Source organism: Acinetobacter nematophilus (assembly GCF_026344175.1).
GTDB lineage: Bacteria > Pseudomonadota > Gammaproteobacteria > Pseudomonadales > Moraxellaceae > Acinetobacter > Acinetobacter nematophilus.
Window position 1 is genome coordinate 113,965 of sequence record NZ_JAPKMY010000009.1, and the last position, 18,610, is coordinate 132,574.

The following is an 18,610-nucleotide window of genomic DNA, read 5'->3' on the forward strand; positions in this document are numbered from 1 at the left end:
GGAGTAACCAGGGTGCGCCAAGCAACAGTTTATATTGACAGCGAAGCGCTGCAATATAATTTAAACCGTGTCAAACAACTTGCCCCAACCGCTAAAATTGTCAGTATGGTAAAAGCCAATGCATATGGTCATGGCGTCAAGGATTGCTTAGCCGCCTTAAATTCAACCGATGCTTTTGGAGTCGCCTGCCTTGAGGAAGCTTTGCAAATTCGTGAATTGGGATATCAACAACCGATTACCCTGATTGAAGGTATTTTTAGTGTAGATGAAATGCCAATCGTTCTCGACAATCACCTCGAAGTAATGGTTCATCACCAACAACAAGTTGATTGGTTGCGCACTCATAAAGAACAATATATCAAAAAAGGGCTTAAAGTCTGGATCAAGCTCAATAGTGGCATGAACCGTCTGGGCTTTAAAGTTCCAGAAATAATTGAAGTCATCCATTTGCTCAAAGCAGATGGCTTTAATTGTGTCTTGGCAATGCACTTTGCCAATGCTGATGTCGAATCTCATCCGTTAAATGAACAGCAAAAGCAACAATTTTTACAGGTTAAAGCAGCCTGTTCACCCATTTTAGCCTCATGTTGTAACTCTGCTGCTATTTTTAAATGGCCTGAACTCAATTTTGATTTTGTGCGACCGGGAATCATGCTTTATGGTGCTTCACCATTTGCTGAGCAATCTGCACATGATCTTGATATTCGACCCGTAATGACATTTACCGCAGAGATCATTGCTTTAAATCATATTCAAGCAGGAGAATCTGTAGGTTATGGTTCCACTTTCATTGCCGAGCAAGAAATGGATATTGCCATTGTATCTATCGGCTATGGTGATGGGTATCCCCGTGCTTATCTCAAACAAAACTATGTTTCTGTTCATGGAAAAGCAACACGCGTTATTGGTCGTGTCGCCATGGACATGATCGCCATTGATGTCACTGGATTGAATGCACCGATTGGAACAGTGGTCGAGCTTTGGGGTAAAAATCGTTTAGTCGATGATGTAGCGACAGCAAATGGTACAATCGGCTATGAATTATTATGCCGTATGACTGGTCGTCCAAAACGTAAAAAAATTTAAATATTTTGCTGTTTTTGTTGTGCGTGCCGTACAGAATAAAAATCATGAATATGATAGAGATATGCCCAATATCTCTATCAGTCAGAAAAAAGATGCAATGCTTGGTAGCATAGGCAAAACTGTCATAGCACGACGCATAACCTGTTTAAATTTAGCAACAAGATGGATGTCTTTTAAGTTAATGCTTGAAACATAATAAAGTTGAACTAATTCCATGTTCTTAACATTTAAAAATGATCATGGAGATGAAAATAGTCCATAAAGATTAAATTTTAATTAATGCCGCTTTCGATTCACTGAAAAGCCTACTCAAAATAATCTACTGTGGGTTTTGGCAGATCTTGCAGCCCTTTTTTTAGAGTTTCAGACCATTGCTTACTGATATGCTGAAAATATGGATCATCTTCCACAATTCGTTTTCCTTTAGGAATTTTTAAACAGTCTTTATTGTAGATCATGGCATCTAACGGCATACCGACCGAAACATTTGAGCGTAATGTTGAATCAAATGAAATTAAGCTACAGCGCAATGCTTCATCTAAAGGCATATCATAACTCAATGCCCGATCTAAAATCGGCTTACCATATTTGCTTTCACCAATCTGAAAATACGGCGTATCACTGGTCGCAGAAATAAAGTTTCCTTGTGGATAGATATTGTAAAGTTGCATCTCTTCGCCACTGATTTGTCCACCCACCAACAAACTACAGTAATAATTACTCTGCTCTTGTGTATCTTCAGTTACGTCTGCAATGACTTTACGTAAAGTCTGCCCAATCAAACCCGCTGCCTCAAACATGGTATTGACGCTATATAAATTAGGTTCTTGTTTTAAAGCCAAGTGATTTTCCAAATGCCCAATCACGGCTTGGGTTGTAGCGAGATTACCTGAGGTCTGGATACAAATGAATCGTTCACCTTCAATTCCAAATGTATAGAGCTTACGATATACCGAAATGTGATCGACTCCTGCATTGGTTCGAGTATCACTGATAAATACTAAACCTTGTTTAAGTCTTAAAGCACAGCAATATGTCATGGAACTACCTATACAACTAAAAATCGAAATGGATCACTTTTATAATAAAGACACTATTTACCACTCAACTGATTAGCATGCAAGCACTTGAACGATAGAATACATGGTTTCTACTCCGCCACGTTCACGCACACCACGAACGGGAGCCACATCCCAATAATCTCGCCCTATGGCAACATATACATGCGCGTGAGGGCAAAATAGTTGATTGCTTACATCAATGACATGCCATTGCCCTGCTAAAAAAACTTCTGTCCAAGCATGGCTTGCAAGATGCGATTGATTATTCACATATAAATAGCCTGAAACATAGCGTGCCGGAACACCCACCGCTTTCGCCATTGCGATCAAAACATGACTATGATCCTGACAAACCCCTTGCTGAGCAGAAAAGGATTCTATAGCCGTATGAGTTACAGTCGTACTTGCCGTCATATACGGCATATGCTGTAGTATTGCTGCAGCTAATTTCTGAAAGTTAGCCCAACTTTTTTGTGGTAAATAGTATGCTGCAAAAGCAATCATTTCATCATTGCACTGAGTCGCATTGGTAGGTTGTAAAAACACGGCAGGAGAAAGAGAATCCTGCAATCCAAACTGGTCAGTTGTATTAATTTCAACAATACCCTGTGCCATAATCAACATTTGTTGATAAGACTCTATTTGCGAACTGGTCAACCAAATATTATTAAACGCGTCTTTTTTATACTGTTTTTCTCCAGGTATACTGATTTGCCAACCTGTGACCTGTTGATGCCGGTTCGACTGTGGCGTCATTTTTATATACTGAATGCTATTTTTTGCCCAATCAGAATACTGATAATGGGTTTGATGGTTAATCATAAGTTTCATAAGCGATCCAATTCAAACAAGGAATCAATATGATCACTAAAATGATAGTAATTCATTCGATTAGGCTGCTTTTTTAATTCCTCCCAAACTTCAGGCAAACTACACATCCCATGCTGATTCAAACTACTGATTACCGCATTCAATTGAGCAACTGTGGCTGATTTATCTTGATCTAAACGTAATTGTCGATCAAATTGTTCCATCTTTTGCCCTAAACTAAAAAATAGAAAAAGCAACTCGTCATCTTCAGCCTCCAGTACATCATTACATTCTTCACAAACATCACAGATAAAACTGGCATTCTGCTCTGCTTGATGTAACAGTTGATTTAACTCTGCAAATGATTTTGCAGAAATAACGCCGCGTAAGTCGTGAATGTTATTTTTCGCGCAAGAAAACTGTTGGTGAAATGATGCAGGTTGTTCAGCATCCAAAATAAGTTCATTCAAAGAGCTGGCATCAAATGCAGGCAAGCAAAATGCGTTTGCATAACTTAGAGCCAGCTCATTGGTTTTGAATGGGAACTGGCTACATAAATATTGAATTCGGGTCAAATAACGCCCTAACCAAAATATATTTTGTGCATTTGTACTGAGTAAAATCATCTGTACTCTCCTTTGGTTGGGATGACTAAGGAATGATTAAATTGAATATTCATCAATCACCCAGGTATCCTTAATTCCACCGCCTTGTGATGAGTTAACCACCAATGAACCTTGTTGCATTGCCACTCGGGTCAAACCACCCGGGACGATTTCTATTCGTTCAGGTGAGGTTAAAATAAATGGTCGTAAATCTATATGACGTTCAGCAATTCCTTGTGAGGTTAATGTTGGCGCTACGGATAAATCTAATGTCGGTTGTGCGATATATGCTGAAGGCGTAGCGATTAATTTCATTTTAAACAAATCAATTTCTTGCTCAGTGGCTTTAGGGCCGATCAGCATCCCATAACCTCCAGAACCCTGCGCTTCTTTAATCACCAATTGATCAATATGTTTCAAAACAAAATCCAATGCTTCAGCTTCACGACATTGATAAGTTGGTACGTTGGATAAAATTGGCTTTTCATTCAAATAATAACCAATCATTTGATCCACATATGGATAAATGGATTTATCATCTGCAACCCCAGTACCAGGTGCATTTGCAATGACCACATTGCCACTTAAGTAAGCAGACATCAGCCCTGCAACACCTAAAGAACTGTCAGGTCTAAAGCATAAAGGATCTAAAAAAGCATCATCCAAACGTCTATAAATTACATCAACCTGCCGGCGACCTCGGATGGTTTTCACATAAACCTTGTCGTTTTCAACAAAAAGATCACGTGATGTCACTAAGGGCACACCCATTTCCCTTGCCAAAAATGAATGTTCATAATACGCACTGTTATAACGCCCCGGTGTCAGCACTACGATTAAAGGTGTACTTACTTTTGAATTTTCAGCAAGAATTTCACACAAAAGCTGCGGATACTGCTCAATATTTGCAACATTTTGATTGCATAATTCAGGCATTAATTTTTGACTCATCTTGCGACTTTCAATCATGTAGGATACTCCTGATGGAGTGCGCAGGTTATCTTCTAAAACAAAGAACTCCCCTTGTCGATCACGGACAATATCGATCCCACTGATTTGACTATATATATTTCCATTCAAACAGTGATTCATCATGATCGGCTGATACGCTTCATGTGAAAGCACAGGTAACTCGGGAATAAGCCCCTCTCTCAAAATATTTTGCTGATGATAAATATCTGCAAGAAACAAATTTAACGCTTGAATACGCTGTTTACAGCCTGCCTCGATTTTGTTCCATTGTTGTTTGGCAATTACTCGCGGAATCAAATCAAAAGGAATGGTGCGGTCAATTCCAGATTGTTCTCCATATACAGCGAAGGTAATCCCTTGGTATAAAAAATGTGCTTTTGCTGTTTCATTTAATTTTTCAAGCGCATAAATACTATGCTGAGATAACCAATGCTCAATTTTTTCTGCTGTCTCAGGGGAAAGGACATGATCGTCAGTCATTTCATTAAAGAAAATAGAATCGAGTTGTTTAAGTAAATGCATAGCTGGTTGCTGCATACCAATATTTAAATGAACACCTGCTTGAATATTTTTTATCTCTTTTAATTCGCCTGTCTTCGCCTGAGTCTGTTCTTCAACCATTGGCACAGCAAAACGTTCTGCATAATTTTCATTACTTGAATTTGTATCCATCGTTTCTTTTAGCATACAAACCTCTTCTTATGTTCTCTGGGGGGCAGGATCAATCAAGCAATATCAATGCCAATAATCATTGTGCCTCAAAATGTTTTTTCAGCATCAGGATTAAATCTTTTAACCATCATTTATTAATTCATTGTTTACGGTTTAGCTCAATGTGAGTTTTGATTGAACTTGTTTCAAAATTTTTTAGTGAGTGTTTTCAAAGTCTAACAAACTAATTTAAGGATAGAACTTGCAGAAAGTTTTTTATTTTTCTATTGTGTAGCTGATTTATTTCCCTTAAACCTTCACGATTTCAACGATATTTGACATGTCTGCACAAGAAAAAGAAACCTCGAACAGCCTCTATCGCCAATGGCAAATTTTATCCCGACTTTCTACGGGTAAATGGATGGGCACACGTGAATTACAAGAAGTCTTAGAACGTGAAGGAATTGAGATCAGTCTGCGTACCATTCAGCGAGATCTCAATCAAATCGCGCAACGTTTTCCGATTGAAAGCAATAAGACAGTGCCTCAAGGTTGGCGTTGGCGCTCAGATGCACCAATTCAAAGCTTACCGCATATGACCAGTTCTCAAGCAGTCACATTTATGATGGTTGAAGAACATTTAAAACACCTTTTACCACCCAGTTTGATTGATGAAATGAATCCTTGGTTTGATTTGGCTCGTCGTAGCTTGTCAACGCAGAATAATGTTCGACAATGGATTAATCGTGTTCGTATTGTACCTGCAAGTCAACCTGTGATTCCGCCTTTAGTTGAGAGACAGGCACAACAGGCAATCTATGAAGGATTACTCCAAGATAAGCAAATTGAGTGTGTCTATCGCTCACGGGGGCATCAAGGTGAGGAAAAAACTTATATCCTCAATCCTTTAGGCTTGGTGCAAAAAGGTGCAATTATTTATCTGATTTGTACCAGACATGATAAAACCGAAGTTCAGACCTTTGCCTTACATCGTTTTAAATCCGCAACGGTTTTAGATCTTCGCGCATTACATCCTGTTAAATTTGATATTGATGAATATATTGATTCAGGAGCGCTTGGCTTTAGAGTTGATTTTTCTCAGCCCACCAAGCATGTTGAATTAAAACTCGTGATGCACGAAGATGATGCGCAATACTTTACAGAAAGTCAGCTCAGCAAAGAGCAAAAAGTTGAACAATTAAATGAGCAACTGTATCAAGTAAGTGCAGTAGTTCCCTTTACTTCACAATTGGTATGGTGGCTGAGAAGTTTTGGTAAAAAGATTGTTCGAATTGAACCCATAGAAGTTTTTAATGCAGTTCATGAAATTGAATGATTCAATTTACGCAACATAGATATAAATTCTAGATACAAGTACTCAATAAAAAAGAGCCTCTCGGCTCTGATCTTTTATTGTTTTTGTTTTTTTAAATTTTATTATTTTGCGCTGATTAAAACTCACATCACATTTTTACATGTCCACAAGACATGAGTTTAAATTGGAGAAAGCTGAACATCATATCAGACAGCACGCAAGTTCAGCATTGTTGTAACGGATTGATTTCATCGTCATAGCCACCACCTCTCGTTTGAATGTAGATTGACTATAACCGCGTTTTTTCATACTGAAAAATAATTAAAATTGCTTTATTTTTCACCAATTCTGTTTAAGAATTATTTTGATAACGTTATACCCGTCTTGTTGAAATACGATACTCGGAACATCATTAGCAACTGTCTATGCTATGGTTGCTTTTATAAAATGTTGTTTTTTAATTAAATGAATATATTGCTGCTCAGCGAAAAATTTTGCTGTGAGCTTCGATATGGGTATGCAAAATGTCACCCTTAGCAGACTTAACTGATCATGTTGGAACAAAAAGAGTTCAAGCCGAGGGCTGAATCTGAAACTAACAGACTGTTCAACAAGACTTTACCCAGATTATTTTTCAATAACTTAAAGGCTTGTTTCATCATATTTTCGGGAACATCTCGATTTTAAAGTAGATAAATCAAGACAGTACAAGCACACTAATCTCTTGATTGATATCCATCTTCATTTCTAGGTTGTCATGTGAAGATTAAGTTTTTCCAATAAAGGCTCTACCAACTGTTTCCCTCTTAATTGATCCAGCCATGACTGAGGAATATCACGATAACCAAAATATAGTCCTGCAATACCGCCAGCCACACATGCTGTTGTATCAGTATCTCGTCCTAATGCAACTGCGCTTTTAATCACATCTTGATATGTCTGCTGTTGTAAGACATATCTGGCTGATTTTAAACAATCAACCACATAACCACTCCCTGTGCCCTGACTTAATTCGTCTGGCCGAATATGGAAATTAAGCTGTTGCAAATCTTCAGGTCGATCCTGTAAACAGTTACGTAATTTTTCCACTGCATCCGACCAGGCATCTTCAATCCCTAAACCATTTAAAATGGCTCTCGCCCATAAACAATATAGAGCACAACATACTTTTGATCTTAGGTGCGCATGGGTAACATGCGATTGCGCATATGCATCTTCAATCAACTGTTGGTCTGAACCTTGATGCCACAAGGCTAGAGGTAATACCCGCATGAGAGAACCATTACCGTTGGCATATTCATCATTTTTAGCAACCTGAGATAGAGGGACGCCCGACCTGTACTTTCTTATCGCTTCAGCTGTTTGCACCCCCACATCGAAAACTTCATAATCAACTGCCATATACCCGTATTGATACCAGTTACACAGTCGCCTCATCAGGTCTTCTGCATCCATTTCATGGTTATACAGGAGTGAATCCAGTAAACTCAGGGCTTGCGCTCCATCATCAGACCAAGTTCCTATAGGAATTTCTGGATAGGTCTTAGAAAAACAAGCAGGGGGCAGCATATCAATTTGATCATATTCAGGTAACTGTTCAGGTAGATTAAACTCATAAGGCACACCGACGGCATCCCCGACCAATAAGCCATAAATCGCACCTTTAATTCGATCTTGCTTGTTCATGTTGTTCTCTAAACTGATTACTTTATTTTATATTGTCATAAAGACCATATATTTTCAACAAACGAAGATGTATTCTTCCAGATATAAAAAAGCCCGCATCAAGCGGGCTTCTTCACTGACGATCATCTACGCTGACTTTTTCATTTGATTATGTTTACGAATGGTAATCATCACCAATTGAACAGCCGCAGGTGTTACGCCCGGAATTCGACTCGCTTGTGCAAGCGTTTCCGGCAATACATTTTTAAGTTTCATGGTAATTTCACGAGAAAGACCTGAAACAGCATCATAGTCAAAATCGGCAGGAATTTTAGTATCTTCCAAACGCTTCATTTGAGCAACATCCTCTTGCTGACGATTGATATAGCCCGCATATTTCACTGCAATTTCGATTTGCTCACCAACGAATGCAGACACTTCAGAGCCTGTCAATTCCGCAATTTGAGAGAAATTGATATTTGGACGTTTGAGCAAGTCGATCGCAGAACATTCTTTGGACAGATCAGCACCGGTCATTTCAACGAATTTTTTGCCCATTGGATTATTTGGTGCCGCCCAAAGATGTTGCAAACGTCCTGTTTCTTTTTCGACTGCTTCCATTTTTTCACAATATGCAGCCCAACGTTCATCATCCACCAAGCCCAGTTCACGACCAATGGCTGTTAAACGCTGATCTGCATTGTCTTCACGAAGCATCAAACGGTATTCTGCCCGTGAAGTAAACATACGGTAAGGTTCTTTCGTGCCTAAAGTAATCAAGTCATCAACCAAGACACCCATGTACGCTTCATCACGTTTAGGTGTCCATTGTTCTTGGTCCCACGCACGGCGTGCAGCATTTAAACCTGCCAATAAACCTTGGGCACCAGCTTCTTCATAACCGGTTGTACCATTGATCTGACCAGCAAAATAGAGGTTGTTAATGGATTTTGTTTCCAAAGAGAATTTCAGCGACTGCGGGTTGAAATAATCGTATTCAATTGCATAGCCTGGGCGAAGAATATGTGCATTTTCCATCCCGCGGATTGAACGTACCAACTCAAACTGCACATCAAATGGCAATGAAGTAGAAATACCATTTGGATAAAGCTCATGTGTATCCAGCCCCTCAGGCTCCAAGAAAACCTGATGCGAGTCTTTGTCAGCAAATTTATGAATTTTATCTTCAATAGATGGACAATAACGTGGACCTACCCCTTCAATCACACCGGTATACATCGGCGAACGATCTAAACCACCACGAATAATTTCATGGGTACGTTCGTTAGTATGGGTAATATAACAGTTCACCTGTTCTGGATGCATAGACACATCTCCCATGAATGACATGGTTGGAGATGGGAAGTCACCCGGTTGTGGGATCATCACAGAAAAATCAACTGAGCGTGCATCAATACGTGGTGGTGTACCTGTCTTTAAACGCCCTACTGGCAAGTTTAATTCGCGCAAACGTGCAGCCAGAGAAATCGAAGGTGGATCACCTGCACGACCACCTGATGAATTATTTAAACCAACATGAATCACACCACCCAAGAATGTACCTGTTGTCAACACCACAGTTTTAGCATCAAAGCGAATGCCCATTTGAGTGACTACACCTTTAACAGTGTCGCCTTCAACGATCAGATCATCGGCAGCTTGTTGGAAAATGTCTAAATTTGCTTGATTCTCCAAAGTATGGCGAATCGCTGCTTTATAACGAATACGGTCAGCTTGCGCACGTGTTGCACGTACTGCTGCCCCTTTACGCGAATTCAGAATACGGAATTGAATACCACCTTTATCGGCAGCAAGTGCCATTGCTCCACCCAAGGCATCGATTTCACGGACTAAGTGTGATTTACCAATACCACCAATAGCAGGGTTACAGCTCATCTGCCCTAAAGTCTCAATGTTATGAGTCAAAAGCAGAGTCTGTCGACCCATACGCGCCGCAGCAAGAGCCGCTTCCGTACCTGCGTGACCGCCACCGATAACAATGACATCGTAAACTTTAGGATAATGCATAGTGATAAATGAGAGATAAAAAGAATGACAGGAAATTATAGCAAAATTTTACTGTGAGTTTTAGGCGGTTTTACAAAAAATTATTCCCTAAAGACATATATTTCCAATTAAACATTTAGATACATAGGCAACATAAATTGACACTTCGTTTCAGTAAGTCCCCACAAATCGAATTTAACTTAGCAAAAAACCGCTATACCATGAGAATCACTCAGATAATTAAATTTTCCATCATGAATACAAGGAATACGATTATGAAAAATACATTGTCTAAGATGATGACGGCTTCATTGTTAAGTTGTATGGCAATTGGTTTTGCTCATGCTGCTGAGGAAAACACCAGTAAAGCTGAAGTGAAAAAGCAAATTCAAGTTTGTGCCAAGAAAAAACAAGGTGACTGGGTCACTTATGCCAATAAAGGTGTAACTTTTAACGGTACTTGTGAACCAAACGAGAATGGCAAGCTTCAATTCAGTTTCCCTGCTCCACCAGCAGGTAGCAATACCACTGGTGCTGCTGTCTCACCAGAACCTGCAATGGAAAATCGTCCTGCTGTAGAACAAGCGGCTCCTGCAAGTGCTGATGCACCTGCAACCAATGACGCCTCTCAAGCAGAACAGCCAGCAGTTGAACAACCTAGCCAAGCTGTACCGAGCGAAGATCCAATTCAAGCTCAATAATTTTCCTCAAAATCAGCAATTCATCTTCTTTGATTACGTGAATGATACCTGTATTCAATAGGCTTTAAACTCAATGGATGATTGTTGAAATCAAGAGATTCCGGTTAACGGAATCTCTTTTTTTATATTCTGAATGTCTATGTGATCTCTCTCCTGATTACCCTCTTTCGAATTAACCGACATTTCCAACCAATTTAAGGAATTGTATTTACAATATATTTAAATCAACTTGATGACCTATCCAAATGATAGTTATTTTAAATTATTGAGGAGTCATGTTTTTTATTTTTCTATTTTTATAGTTTCGATTACACTCAATTTTGAGTAAGGAATATTCAACTGTTTAAATGATTTAAAACAACAAAAAGGAAGAAACTATGGATTCAGGAATAATCACCGTCATGCTTCCGCTTGCCCTCGCCATCATTATGATTGGTTTAGGCTTAGAGCTCACTCCGAAAGATTTCGCTCGGGTATCAAAACATCCTAAAGCCGTTTTAATTGCCTTATTTTGTCAATTGGTACTTTTGGTCGGCATCGCCTTTGTCATCTGTAAAGTACTCGCCCTACCGCCTTTACTCGCAGTCGGATTAATGTTACTCGCTGCATCACCAGGTGGAAGTACCGCAAATTTATTCAGTTATTTATTTAAAGGTGATATTGCACTGAATATTACTTTGACAGCTATTAATTCTGTGATTGCTGCTTTTACCCTACCTTTGATTGTAAACTTCTCCATCCAGTACTTTATGAATGATGGACAGCAAATCAGTATGCAGTTCAGCAAAATCATTCAGGTTTTTGCAATTATTTTAGTTCCTGTCTGTATTGGTATGTTGATTCGACACTATGCACCCCATTTCACTGAGAAACTCAATAAACCCTTGCGTATTTTCTCAGTGGTTTTTTTGATACTCATTATTATCGGAGCAATCGCCAAAGAACGTACACATATTCTGGAATACCTCACCCAAGTCGGTTTAGCCACAGTGATTTTCTGTATATGCAGTTTGCTGATCGGTTACTTTGTCCCAAGATTATTTGGCATCAATAGCGCTCAAGCACGTGCATGTGCTTTTGAAATAGGCATTCATAACAGCACCTTAGCAATGACCATCGCCTTGACAGTCATGGCAAACTCAACTGTAGCGATGCCTGCTGCTGTCTACTCGATATTTATGTATATTTTTGCAGCAATCTTTGGTGCATTGATTTCCAAACATGCCACGCAAGATTCTATAATTGAACGTGCTTAAAATGGTGGTTTTGTAACACAAAAGTGGATGTTGATACATCCACTTTTTTATTTTGGTGGAAGGTAGGCGCGCCTTCGCAGTTTCCGTTACAATATTGGCTTTAAGAAAACGATTTAGGTCTTTCCCGTGAAGTGGTTACAAATTCATATTACAGTTGAACAAGCTCAAGTTGATTTTACTGAAACTTTATTAAGCTCTTTAGGTGCAGTAAGTGTGACTCTCGATGATGCTGAAAACCAAGACTTGCTTGAGCCACTTCCAGGTGAAACACCTCTATGGAATAAAGTCATTGTCACAGGCATTTATGCTCAAGACGAACATGAAGAAATCGATGTAGCAGCTTTAGAGACATTTATCCGTACTCAGCTCCCCTCTGCTCCAATGAAGAGTGAATTCCTTGAAGATCAGGTTTGGGAACGTTCATGGATGGACTACTATGAACCCATTCAAATTGGTGAAAAATACTGGATCGTACCTGAGTGGTTACAACCGCCTGAAGCTGATGCAGTCAATATCAAACTTGATCCGGGCTTGGCTTTTGGTACAGGCAACCATGCTTCAACTTTCCTTTGTTTGCAATGGTTAGGAAAAACTGATGTTAAAGATAAAGTTGTGATTGATTACGGTTGTGGCTCAGGCATATTGGGTGTTGCAGCATTACTATTAGGTGCGAAAAAGGTCTATGCAACAGATATTGACCCCCAAGCAGTATTAGCAACAAAACAAAATGCTGAATTGAATGGCGTACTTGAAAATCTCTATGTCGGACTTCCTGAAGAATTTAATGAAGCATTTAAAACTCAGCAAGCAGACATCTTGGTTGCAAATATTCTGGCTGGTCCACTTATGTCCCTTGCCGAGGAATTCTCAACTTTAATTAAATCTGAGGGCGAGTTCGCACTTGCAGGAGTAATTGAAGAGCAAGTTGCTGATGTTTCTAGTGTTTATTCTGAATTTTTTGATATAGTAGAGGTAGAGAAACGCGAAGAAAACTGGTGCAGAATTTCTGGTTCGCGTAAGAAATTTTAATCGATGAATATTTAACTATCTATGGCTGAAAAACAAACCCGCTGCCCTAATTGTGCTTCAATTTATAAAGTGTCAGTTACACAGCTTACTGTTGCGCAGGGTATGGTTTGTTGTCCAAAATGCGGTCATAACTTTAATGCGCTTGTTCATCTCCAACCCGCTCCTTCTGAAAAACAGGTGGCAGATACATCCGAACCTGAACGCAAATTGGATCAGGAGTCTTTTGATAATCGTCGGAATGAAACCAGTGTACTGGATATATTCAATCGGAAAGTTGAACATTCCAATATTGATCTGAGAACCTACTTAAATAATTTGAACTACTTTAACAATGAACCTGTTCATAATATTCCCAGTTTAAATCTATCTAAAGGGCTGACTCACAAAGGCGATGATCTGCTAAAACCGAAAAGTACCCTATATTATCTGGCTTGGAGTTTTATCAACCTGTCTTTGCTCAGTATTTTGCTGTTTCAAATTGTTTGGTTTAACCCAAACTTGACTGACCGCTATCCTGCAATCAATACTGTTTTTACCAAAGCATGTTCAATATTTCATTGTGACACTGTCGATCAACGTTATAAACATATTGTAATTAGTAATCTCAAAGTAAAAGCAATCGATTCACAACAAACTCAATTCTCGGGTCAAATCAATAATGAGTACTCTAAAAGTTTAGAACTCCCGATGATAAGGGTCACACTCAAAGCAAATGATAAAATAGTCAAGACTTATACAATCTCGGCCGAAGACTATCTCATCAAGAGTCTGATTGGAATCAAACGAATTCCACAAAACAGCCCATATCCATTTAAATTTGTCATTACAGAGTCTAGAAAAAGTTTTGATGACTATCAATTAGACGTCATTCATCCATAAAATTAAAAAAAACTACAAAAAAATGAAAAAAAATGTAGTTTTCTTGCTCATTTTTTCTGAGACAATGCTATCATACGCGCCACGAAAGCTTTGTCCTGCAAACTCCTCGCAATTTTTCACAAAAACTACTGTTTTGTTATGTGCTTTATATCCAATATCGCGCAAGTAGAACATTTTTTTGTTTAAAAGAGTGAAGTAACAAATATTAATCTATTGTTACGCTTATTTTTCACTCAACTCGACGATTTGTGGCAAGCTAATTGTTCTTGTTTTAGAGCCAACCGTTTTAGGATCTAAAACGGGGCTCAGATTTTTTTTAGACCACATTTATATTGTTTTACCCAAGCAATATTTTGATTTTTCGGATTAACTCGCATGAATAGCAAATCTCCTATTTTTACTGCACAATCTGATGTCGCTCTTCGTATTCACGTAGATCGCGCAGTTCGTCACTATTTTGCACAATTGCAAGGTGAGCAACCATCTCAAGTGTACGACATGGTGCTAGCAGAAATGGAGAAACCTCTTTTATCTGTCGTTCTAGAATATACGCGCGGGAATCAGACACGCGCTGCTGAAATTCTCGGACTCAACCGCGGAACTTTACGTAAAAAGTTAAAAGCTCACGGTTTAATGAGTGAATAAATGATAAAATGCTCACGGCTTGCGTGGGCATTTTTTTTACCTACCTATTGCCTACCTGTTCAATCTCTAGACTTAAAAACTGTTGACGAAGATCATGACTATTAAACGCGCTTTAATCTCTGTTTCCGATAAAACCGGGATCGTTGAATTTGCCCAGAACCTTGTTGCTCTTGGGGTAGAAATTTTATCTACTGGTGGTACATATAAGTTGCTTAAAGACAACAATGTCGCTGTAGTTGAAGTTTCAGAGCACACTGGCTTCCCTGAAATGATGGATGGTCGCGTAAAAACACTGCATCCTAAAATTCATGGTGGCATCTTGGCTCGTCGTGGTCTAGACGAAGCCGTGATGGCTGAACACAACATTGATGCGATTGATCTTGTTGTTGTAAACCTTTATCCATTTGCGGCAACTGTTGCCAAAGCAGATTGTTCTCTTGCCGACGCAATTGAAAATATTGATATCGGTGGTCCGACAATGGTACGTGCTGCTGCAAAAAATCATGCATCTGTGGGTATCGTGGTCAACGCGGCAGATTATGCAACTGTGATCAGTGAAATCAAAACTGAGGGGGCATTATCTTATGCGACTCGTTTTGATTTGGCAGTAAAAGCTTTTGAGCATACTGCACAATATGATGGCATGATTGCATCTTACTTAGGTGCTCGAGTAGGTAAAGAAGACGGTCAAGCAGACAAATTTGCTCGTACTTTCAATACACAATTGAACAAAGTACAAGACTTGCGTTATGGTGAAAATCCACACCAATCTGCTGCTTTCTATGTTGAAGCAACTGCAACTGAAGCATCAGTGTCTACAGCAAAACAATTGCAAGGCAAAGAACTCTCTTATAACAATATCGCTGATACAGATGCTGCTTTAGAATGCGTGAAGTCATTTGCCAAACCAGCCTGCGTGATCGTTAAACATGCGAATCCTTGTGGGGTTGCTGTATCGCTTGATGGCATTCAAACAGCTTATGATCTTGCTTATGCAACAGATCCAGAATCAGCCTTTGGTGGTATTATTGCATTCAACCGTGAACTTGATGTTGCAACAGCCCAAGCGATTGTAGACCGTCAATTTGTTGAAGTGATCATTGCACCAAGCATTGCTGAAGGTGTACTTGAAGTCACAGGTGCAAAGAAAAATGTTCGTGTGTTGGTATGTGGTGAATTACCAAAAATTGATGAACGCGCTGCACAATATGACTATAAACGTGTTAATGGTGGTTTACTTGTTCAAGACCAAGATCTTGGCATGATCACCAAAGATGATCTTAAAGTTGTGACAAAACGCGCCCCAACTGAAGCTGAAATCGATGATTTGATCTTCGCATGGAAAGTTGCAAAATATGTTAAATCAAATGCGATTGTCTATGCCAAAGGTCGTCAAACAATTGGCGTTGGTGCAGGTCAAATGAGCCGTGTGAACTCAGCACGTATTGCGGCAATTAAAGCTGAACATGCGGGTTTGGTTGTTGAAGGTGCTGTGATGGCATCAGATGCTTTCTTCCCATTCCGTGATGGCATCGATAATGCTGCAAAAGCTGGTATTAAATGCATTATCCAACCAGGTGGTTCTATGCGTGATGAAGAAACTATTGCAGCAGCCGATGAAGCTGGGATCGCTATGGTCTTTACAGGCATGCGTCATTTCCGTCACTAATTTACGATAAATCAAATTAAAAAAATCCATCCAAATCCTCCTTAAAAAAAAGGGGGATTTGTTACGAAATACAGGACGCTTTAAATTCATCATTCCCTCACGAATTAACGAGAGGAAGGAATTTAAAAAGGATACATTCAATGAACATTTTAGTTTTGGGTAATGGCGGTCGTGAACATGCACTTGCATGGAAAATCGCTCAAGATGAAAAAGTCGCAAAAGTGTTTGTTGCACCTGGCAATGCAGGTACAGCTACAGAACATAAATGCGAAAATGTTGCACTCAACATCCTCGACAACCCTGCAATTATTCAGTTTGCCCAGAATAATGCAGTTGATTTAATTGTTGTTGGTCCAGAAGCACCCCTTGTAAATGGTGTTGTTGATGCAGGTCGTGCTGCAGGACTTAAAATTTGGGGACCTACACAATTCGCTGCTCAGCTTGAAGGTTCAAAAGCTTTTGCCAAGCATTTCCTTAAGCGTCATCACATTCCAACTGCATTCTATGATGTTTTCACAGAAGTAGATGCTGCCAAAGCATTTGTAGAAAAAAATGGCGCGCCGATTGTAATTAAAGCCGACGGTCTTGCTGCTGGTAAAGGGGTTATTGTTGCAATGACCAATCAAGAGGCTTTCGATGCAATCGATGATATGCTTGCAGGTAATAAGTTCGGTGATGCAGGTTCTCGTGTTGTGATTGAACAATTCCTTGCCGGTGAAGAAGCATCTTTCATCTGTATGATCGATGGTGAAAACATTCTTCCAATGGCAACCTCGCAAGACCATAAGCGAATTTTTGAAGGTGATCAAGGTCCAAATACTGGTGGTATGGGCGCATACTCCCCTGCTCCTGTAGTCACAGCTGAAGTCTTTGACAAAGTCATGAAAGAAGTCATGCGTCCAACTGTAGACGGCATGAAAGAAGACGGTCATGTTTATACAGGTTTCCTCTATGCAGGTTTAATGATTGATGATGAAGGTCAACCACGTGTGATTGAATTCAACTGTCGTTTTGGTGATCCTGAAACCCAACCGATCATGATGCGTTTAAAATCCTCTCTCGTTGATTTAGTTGAAGCGGGTATTGAAGGTCAGCTTCCAGCAGAAGCAGAATGGGATGAGCGTAAAACCGTGGGAATCGTTCTCGCATCTAAAGGTTATCCTGAAACATCAAGCAAAGATGATGTCATTTCTGGTCTAGATACAGAAATGACTGATGCCAAAGTATTTCATGCAGGTACAGCAAAGAACGCAAATGGTGAGATTGTGACTGCGGGCGGTCGAGTACTTTGCGTGACTGCTTTAGGTAACACAATCGGTGAAGCACAAGCCAAAGCGTTAGAACTTTGTCAAAAAGTGTCTTTTGACGGTGTTCAGTACCGTAAAGATATTGGTTACCGCGCAATTGCACGTGAAAACGCTTAGTTCGATAAAATTTTAAAACCCGCTTAATGCGGGTTTTTTATTTTTTATTGTCTAACAAATTTCAATTTCGTTGATCAAATCAGAAAATCGAATCAATCAGGAGTACGCGTCACATACTTAAGCCAACTAAGTAATTGTGGAAATTCTTGATAACCATCACTGCCGAGGAAGTGTCCTGCATTCGGAATCACCGTATAAGCAAAGTTGAGTTTTTTAGCCAATGCTAGACTCAATTCCGTTTGTACATATTGATCATGATCAGATATAAACATATGCCCCTGAAGAATTTTATCCTTAAAGGAAAAGTCTTTATTTGTAGCAAGAATATATCCGTCCAACTGAGGCAAAGTTGTTAATTGCTCAGAAAATCCTGATACACAAACCATTCCACCGATTTGCTGAAAGTTTGATTGTGCAAGATAATCAAGTAAGGTAATGCAGCCCAAACTATGAGCAACAAAAAATGTATGCTTATCAATCCGAGTAATATTGTCTTTTAATGTTTTATTCCACGCTAAAAGCTGGGGATGACTAGCGTCTGGTAAGGCAATTTTCATCACATGGTTAGTTTTATTGCTTAAGTTACGTTCGATATAGTTAAACCAATGGTCATTCACATTTGCACCAAAACCATGAATAATATAGATATTATTTTGAGCGGATACCGTATTTATCGATAAAAAACTACACAACAGCATAATAAGAAATTTCACGAGCTAAGCACCTTATTGATCAAACTTCCGCCATGCTAAACTATGACAGCACTGTCAATGTCAAGTAAACTTCATCAGTGTTCCATTGACTCTTAAGCACTTTCAAATTTATCGCGATCAAA

16 protein-coding genes are annotated in these 18,610 nt (G+C 39.3%); 9 read left to right on the plus strand and 7 right to left on the minus strand.

The genetic code is table 11. The features are described 5' to 3' along the window. The first annotated feature begins 12 nt into the window (after positions 1-12). Complete coding sequence (gene alr / locus OSH00_RS15655; protein WP_266131213.1) at positions 13-1,086, plus strand: alanine racemase; 1,074 nt, start codon at positions 13-15, stop codon at positions 1,084-1,086. 305 nt (positions 1,087-1,391) lie between these two features. Here the strand turns inward: alr and OSH00_RS15660 are convergent, their stop codons facing one another. From OSH00_RS15660 to OSH00_RS15675, 4 genes are all read right to left on the minus strand, one after another. After that, on the minus strand, positions 1,392-2,126 hold the full coding sequence (locus OSH00_RS15660) for a proteasome-type protease (protein WP_266131214.1): 735 nt from the start codon (positions 2,124-2,126) through the stop codon (positions 1,392-1,394). Between the two features lie 72 nt (positions 2,127-2,198). After that, positions 2,199-2,978 (minus strand): transglutaminase family protein, encoded by a 780-nt coding sequence (locus OSH00_RS15665; RefSeq protein WP_266131215.1) that lies wholly within the window; start codon positions 2,976-2,978, stop codon positions 2,199-2,201. Continuing rightward, positions 2,975-3,583, minus strand: coding sequence for an alpha-E domain-containing protein (locus OSH00_RS15670; protein WP_196076960.1), 609 nt, complete (start codon positions 3,581-3,583; stop codon positions 2,975-2,977). The genes OSH00_RS15665 and OSH00_RS15670 overlap by 4 nt, the downstream gene beginning before the upstream one ends. Positions 3,584-3,619: 36 nt before the next feature. Beyond that, a complete protein-coding gene (locus OSH00_RS15675) occupies positions 3,620-5,221 on the minus strand; it encodes a circularly permuted type 2 ATP-grasp protein (protein WP_266131216.1) in 1,602 nt (533 codons plus the stop codon). A 304-nt stretch (positions 5,222-5,525) separates the two neighbouring features. Between OSH00_RS15675 and OSH00_RS15680 the strand changes: the two genes are divergently transcribed. Beyond that, positions 5,526-6,521, plus strand: a complete 996-nt coding sequence (locus OSH00_RS15680; RefSeq protein ID WP_266131217.1) for a helix-turn-helix transcriptional regulator — start codon at positions 5,526-5,528, stop codon at positions 6,519-6,521. 726 nt (positions 6,522-7,247) lie between these two features. Here the strand turns inward: OSH00_RS15680 and OSH00_RS15685 are convergent. Both OSH00_RS15685 and mnmG read right to left on the minus strand, forming a co-directional pair. Continuing rightward, positions 7,248-8,186, minus strand: a complete 939-nt coding sequence (locus OSH00_RS15685; RefSeq protein WP_266131218.1) for an ADP-ribosylglycohydrolase family protein — start codon at positions 8,184-8,186, stop codon at positions 7,248-7,250. A gap of 126 nt (positions 8,187-8,312) precedes the next feature. Further along, positions 8,313-10,193 (minus strand): tRNA uridine-5-carboxymethylaminomethyl(34) synthesis enzyme MnmG, encoded by a 1,881-nt coding sequence (gene mnmG, locus OSH00_RS15690; protein WP_266131219.1) that lies wholly within the window; start codon positions 10,191-10,193, stop codon positions 8,313-8,315. 254 nt (positions 10,194-10,447) lie between these two features. Between mnmG and OSH00_RS15695 the strand changes: the two genes are divergently transcribed. From OSH00_RS15695 to purD, 7 genes are all read left to right on the plus strand, one after another. Further along, positions 10,448-10,873 carry a hypothetical protein gene (locus OSH00_RS15695; protein WP_196076955.1) on the plus strand — a complete coding sequence of 142 codons (426 nt, stop codon included), beginning with the start codon at positions 10,448-10,450 and terminating at the stop codon, positions 10,871-10,873. A 377-nt stretch (positions 10,874-11,250) separates the two neighbouring features. Next, positions 11,251-12,129, plus strand: coding sequence for a bile acid:sodium symporter family protein (locus tag OSH00_RS15700; RefSeq protein WP_266131220.1), 879 nt, complete (start codon positions 11,251-11,253; stop codon positions 12,127-12,129). 126 nt (positions 12,130-12,255) lie between these two features. Beyond that, complete coding sequence (gene prmA, locus OSH00_RS15705) at positions 12,256-13,158, plus strand: 50S ribosomal protein L11 methyltransferase (RefSeq protein ID WP_266131221.1); 903 nt, start codon at positions 12,256-12,258, stop codon at positions 13,156-13,158. Positions 13,159-13,179: 21 nt separating this feature from the next. Next, positions 13,180-14,037: a zinc-ribbon and DUF3426 domain-containing protein gene (locus tag OSH00_RS15710; protein ID WP_266131222.1), complete on the plus strand. Its 858-nt coding sequence runs from the start codon at positions 13,180-13,182 to the stop codon at positions 14,035-14,037. A 375-nt stretch (positions 14,038-14,412) separates the two neighbouring features. Then, on the plus strand, positions 14,413-14,682 hold the full coding sequence (gene fis, locus OSH00_RS15715) for a DNA-binding transcriptional regulator Fis (RefSeq protein WP_001086304.1): 270 nt from the start codon (positions 14,413-14,415) through the stop codon (positions 14,680-14,682). A 94-nt stretch (positions 14,683-14,776) separates the two neighbouring features. Then, positions 14,777-16,351: a bifunctional phosphoribosylaminoimidazolecarboxamide formyltransferase/IMP cyclohydrolase gene (gene purH, locus OSH00_RS15720; protein ID WP_266131223.1), complete on the plus strand. Its 1,575-nt coding sequence runs from the start codon at positions 14,777-14,779 to the stop codon at positions 16,349-16,351. 140 nt (positions 16,352-16,491) lie between these two features. Next, entirely contained in the window at positions 16,492-17,775 is a 1,284-nt protein-coding gene (purD, locus tag OSH00_RS15725) for a phosphoribosylamine--glycine ligase (RefSeq protein WP_266131224.1), read from the plus strand. Positions 17,776-17,867: 92 nt separating this feature from the next. Here the strand turns inward: purD and OSH00_RS15730 are convergent, their stop codons facing one another. After that, positions 17,868-18,488, minus strand: a complete 621-nt coding sequence (locus OSH00_RS15730; RefSeq protein WP_266131225.1) for an RBBP9/YdeN family alpha/beta hydrolase — start codon at positions 18,486-18,488, stop codon at positions 17,868-17,870. Positions 18,489-18,610 lie beyond the last annotated feature (122 nt).

Excerpts from the sequence above, each read along its gene's own strand:
- OSH00_RS15670 (WP_196076960.1), bottom strand. The coding sequence starts at position 3,583 with ATGATTTTACTCAGTACAAATGCACAAAATATATTTTGGTTAGGGCGT.
- OSH00_RS15675 (WP_266131216.1), bottom strand. The coding sequence starts at position 5,221 with ATGCTAAAAGAAACGATGGATACAAATTCAAGTAATGAAAATTATGCA.
- OSH00_RS15665 (WP_266131215.1), bottom strand. The coding sequence starts at position 2,978 with ATGAAACTTATGATTAACCATCAAACCCATTATCAGTATTCTGATTGG.
- OSH00_RS15710 (WP_266131222.1), top strand. The coding sequence starts at position 13,180 with ATGGCTGAAAAACAAACCCGCTGCCCTAATTGTGCTTCAATTTATAAA.
- fis (WP_001086304.1), top strand. The coding sequence starts at position 14,413 with ATGAATAGCAAATCTCCTATTTTTACTGCACAATCTGATGTCGCTCTT.
- OSH00_RS15660 (WP_266131214.1), bottom strand. The coding sequence starts at position 2,126 with ATGACATATTGCTGTGCTTTAAGACTTAAACAAGGTTTAGTATTTATC.
- OSH00_RS15700 (WP_266131220.1), top strand. The coding sequence starts at position 11,251 with ATGGATTCAGGAATAATCACCGTCATGCTTCCGCTTGCCCTCGCCATC.
- purH (WP_266131223.1), top strand. The coding sequence starts at position 14,777 with ATGACTATTAAACGCGCTTTAATCTCTGTTTCCGATAAAACCGGGATC.
- mnmG (WP_266131219.1), bottom strand. The coding sequence starts at position 10,193 with ATGCATTATCCTAAAGTTTACGATGTCATTGTTATCGGTGGCGGTCAC.
- purD (WP_266131224.1), top strand. The coding sequence starts at position 16,492 with ATGAACATTTTAGTTTTGGGTAATGGCGGTCGTGAACATGCACTTGCA.
- OSH00_RS15680 (WP_266131217.1), top strand. The coding sequence starts at position 5,526 with ATGTCTGCACAAGAAAAAGAAACCTCGAACAGCCTCTATCGCCAATGG.
- OSH00_RS15695 (WP_196076955.1), top strand. The coding sequence starts at position 10,448 with ATGAAAAATACATTGTCTAAGATGATGACGGCTTCATTGTTAAGTTGT.
- OSH00_RS15685 (WP_266131218.1), bottom strand. The coding sequence starts at position 8,186 with ATGAACAAGCAAGATCGAATTAAAGGTGCGATTTATGGCTTATTGGTC.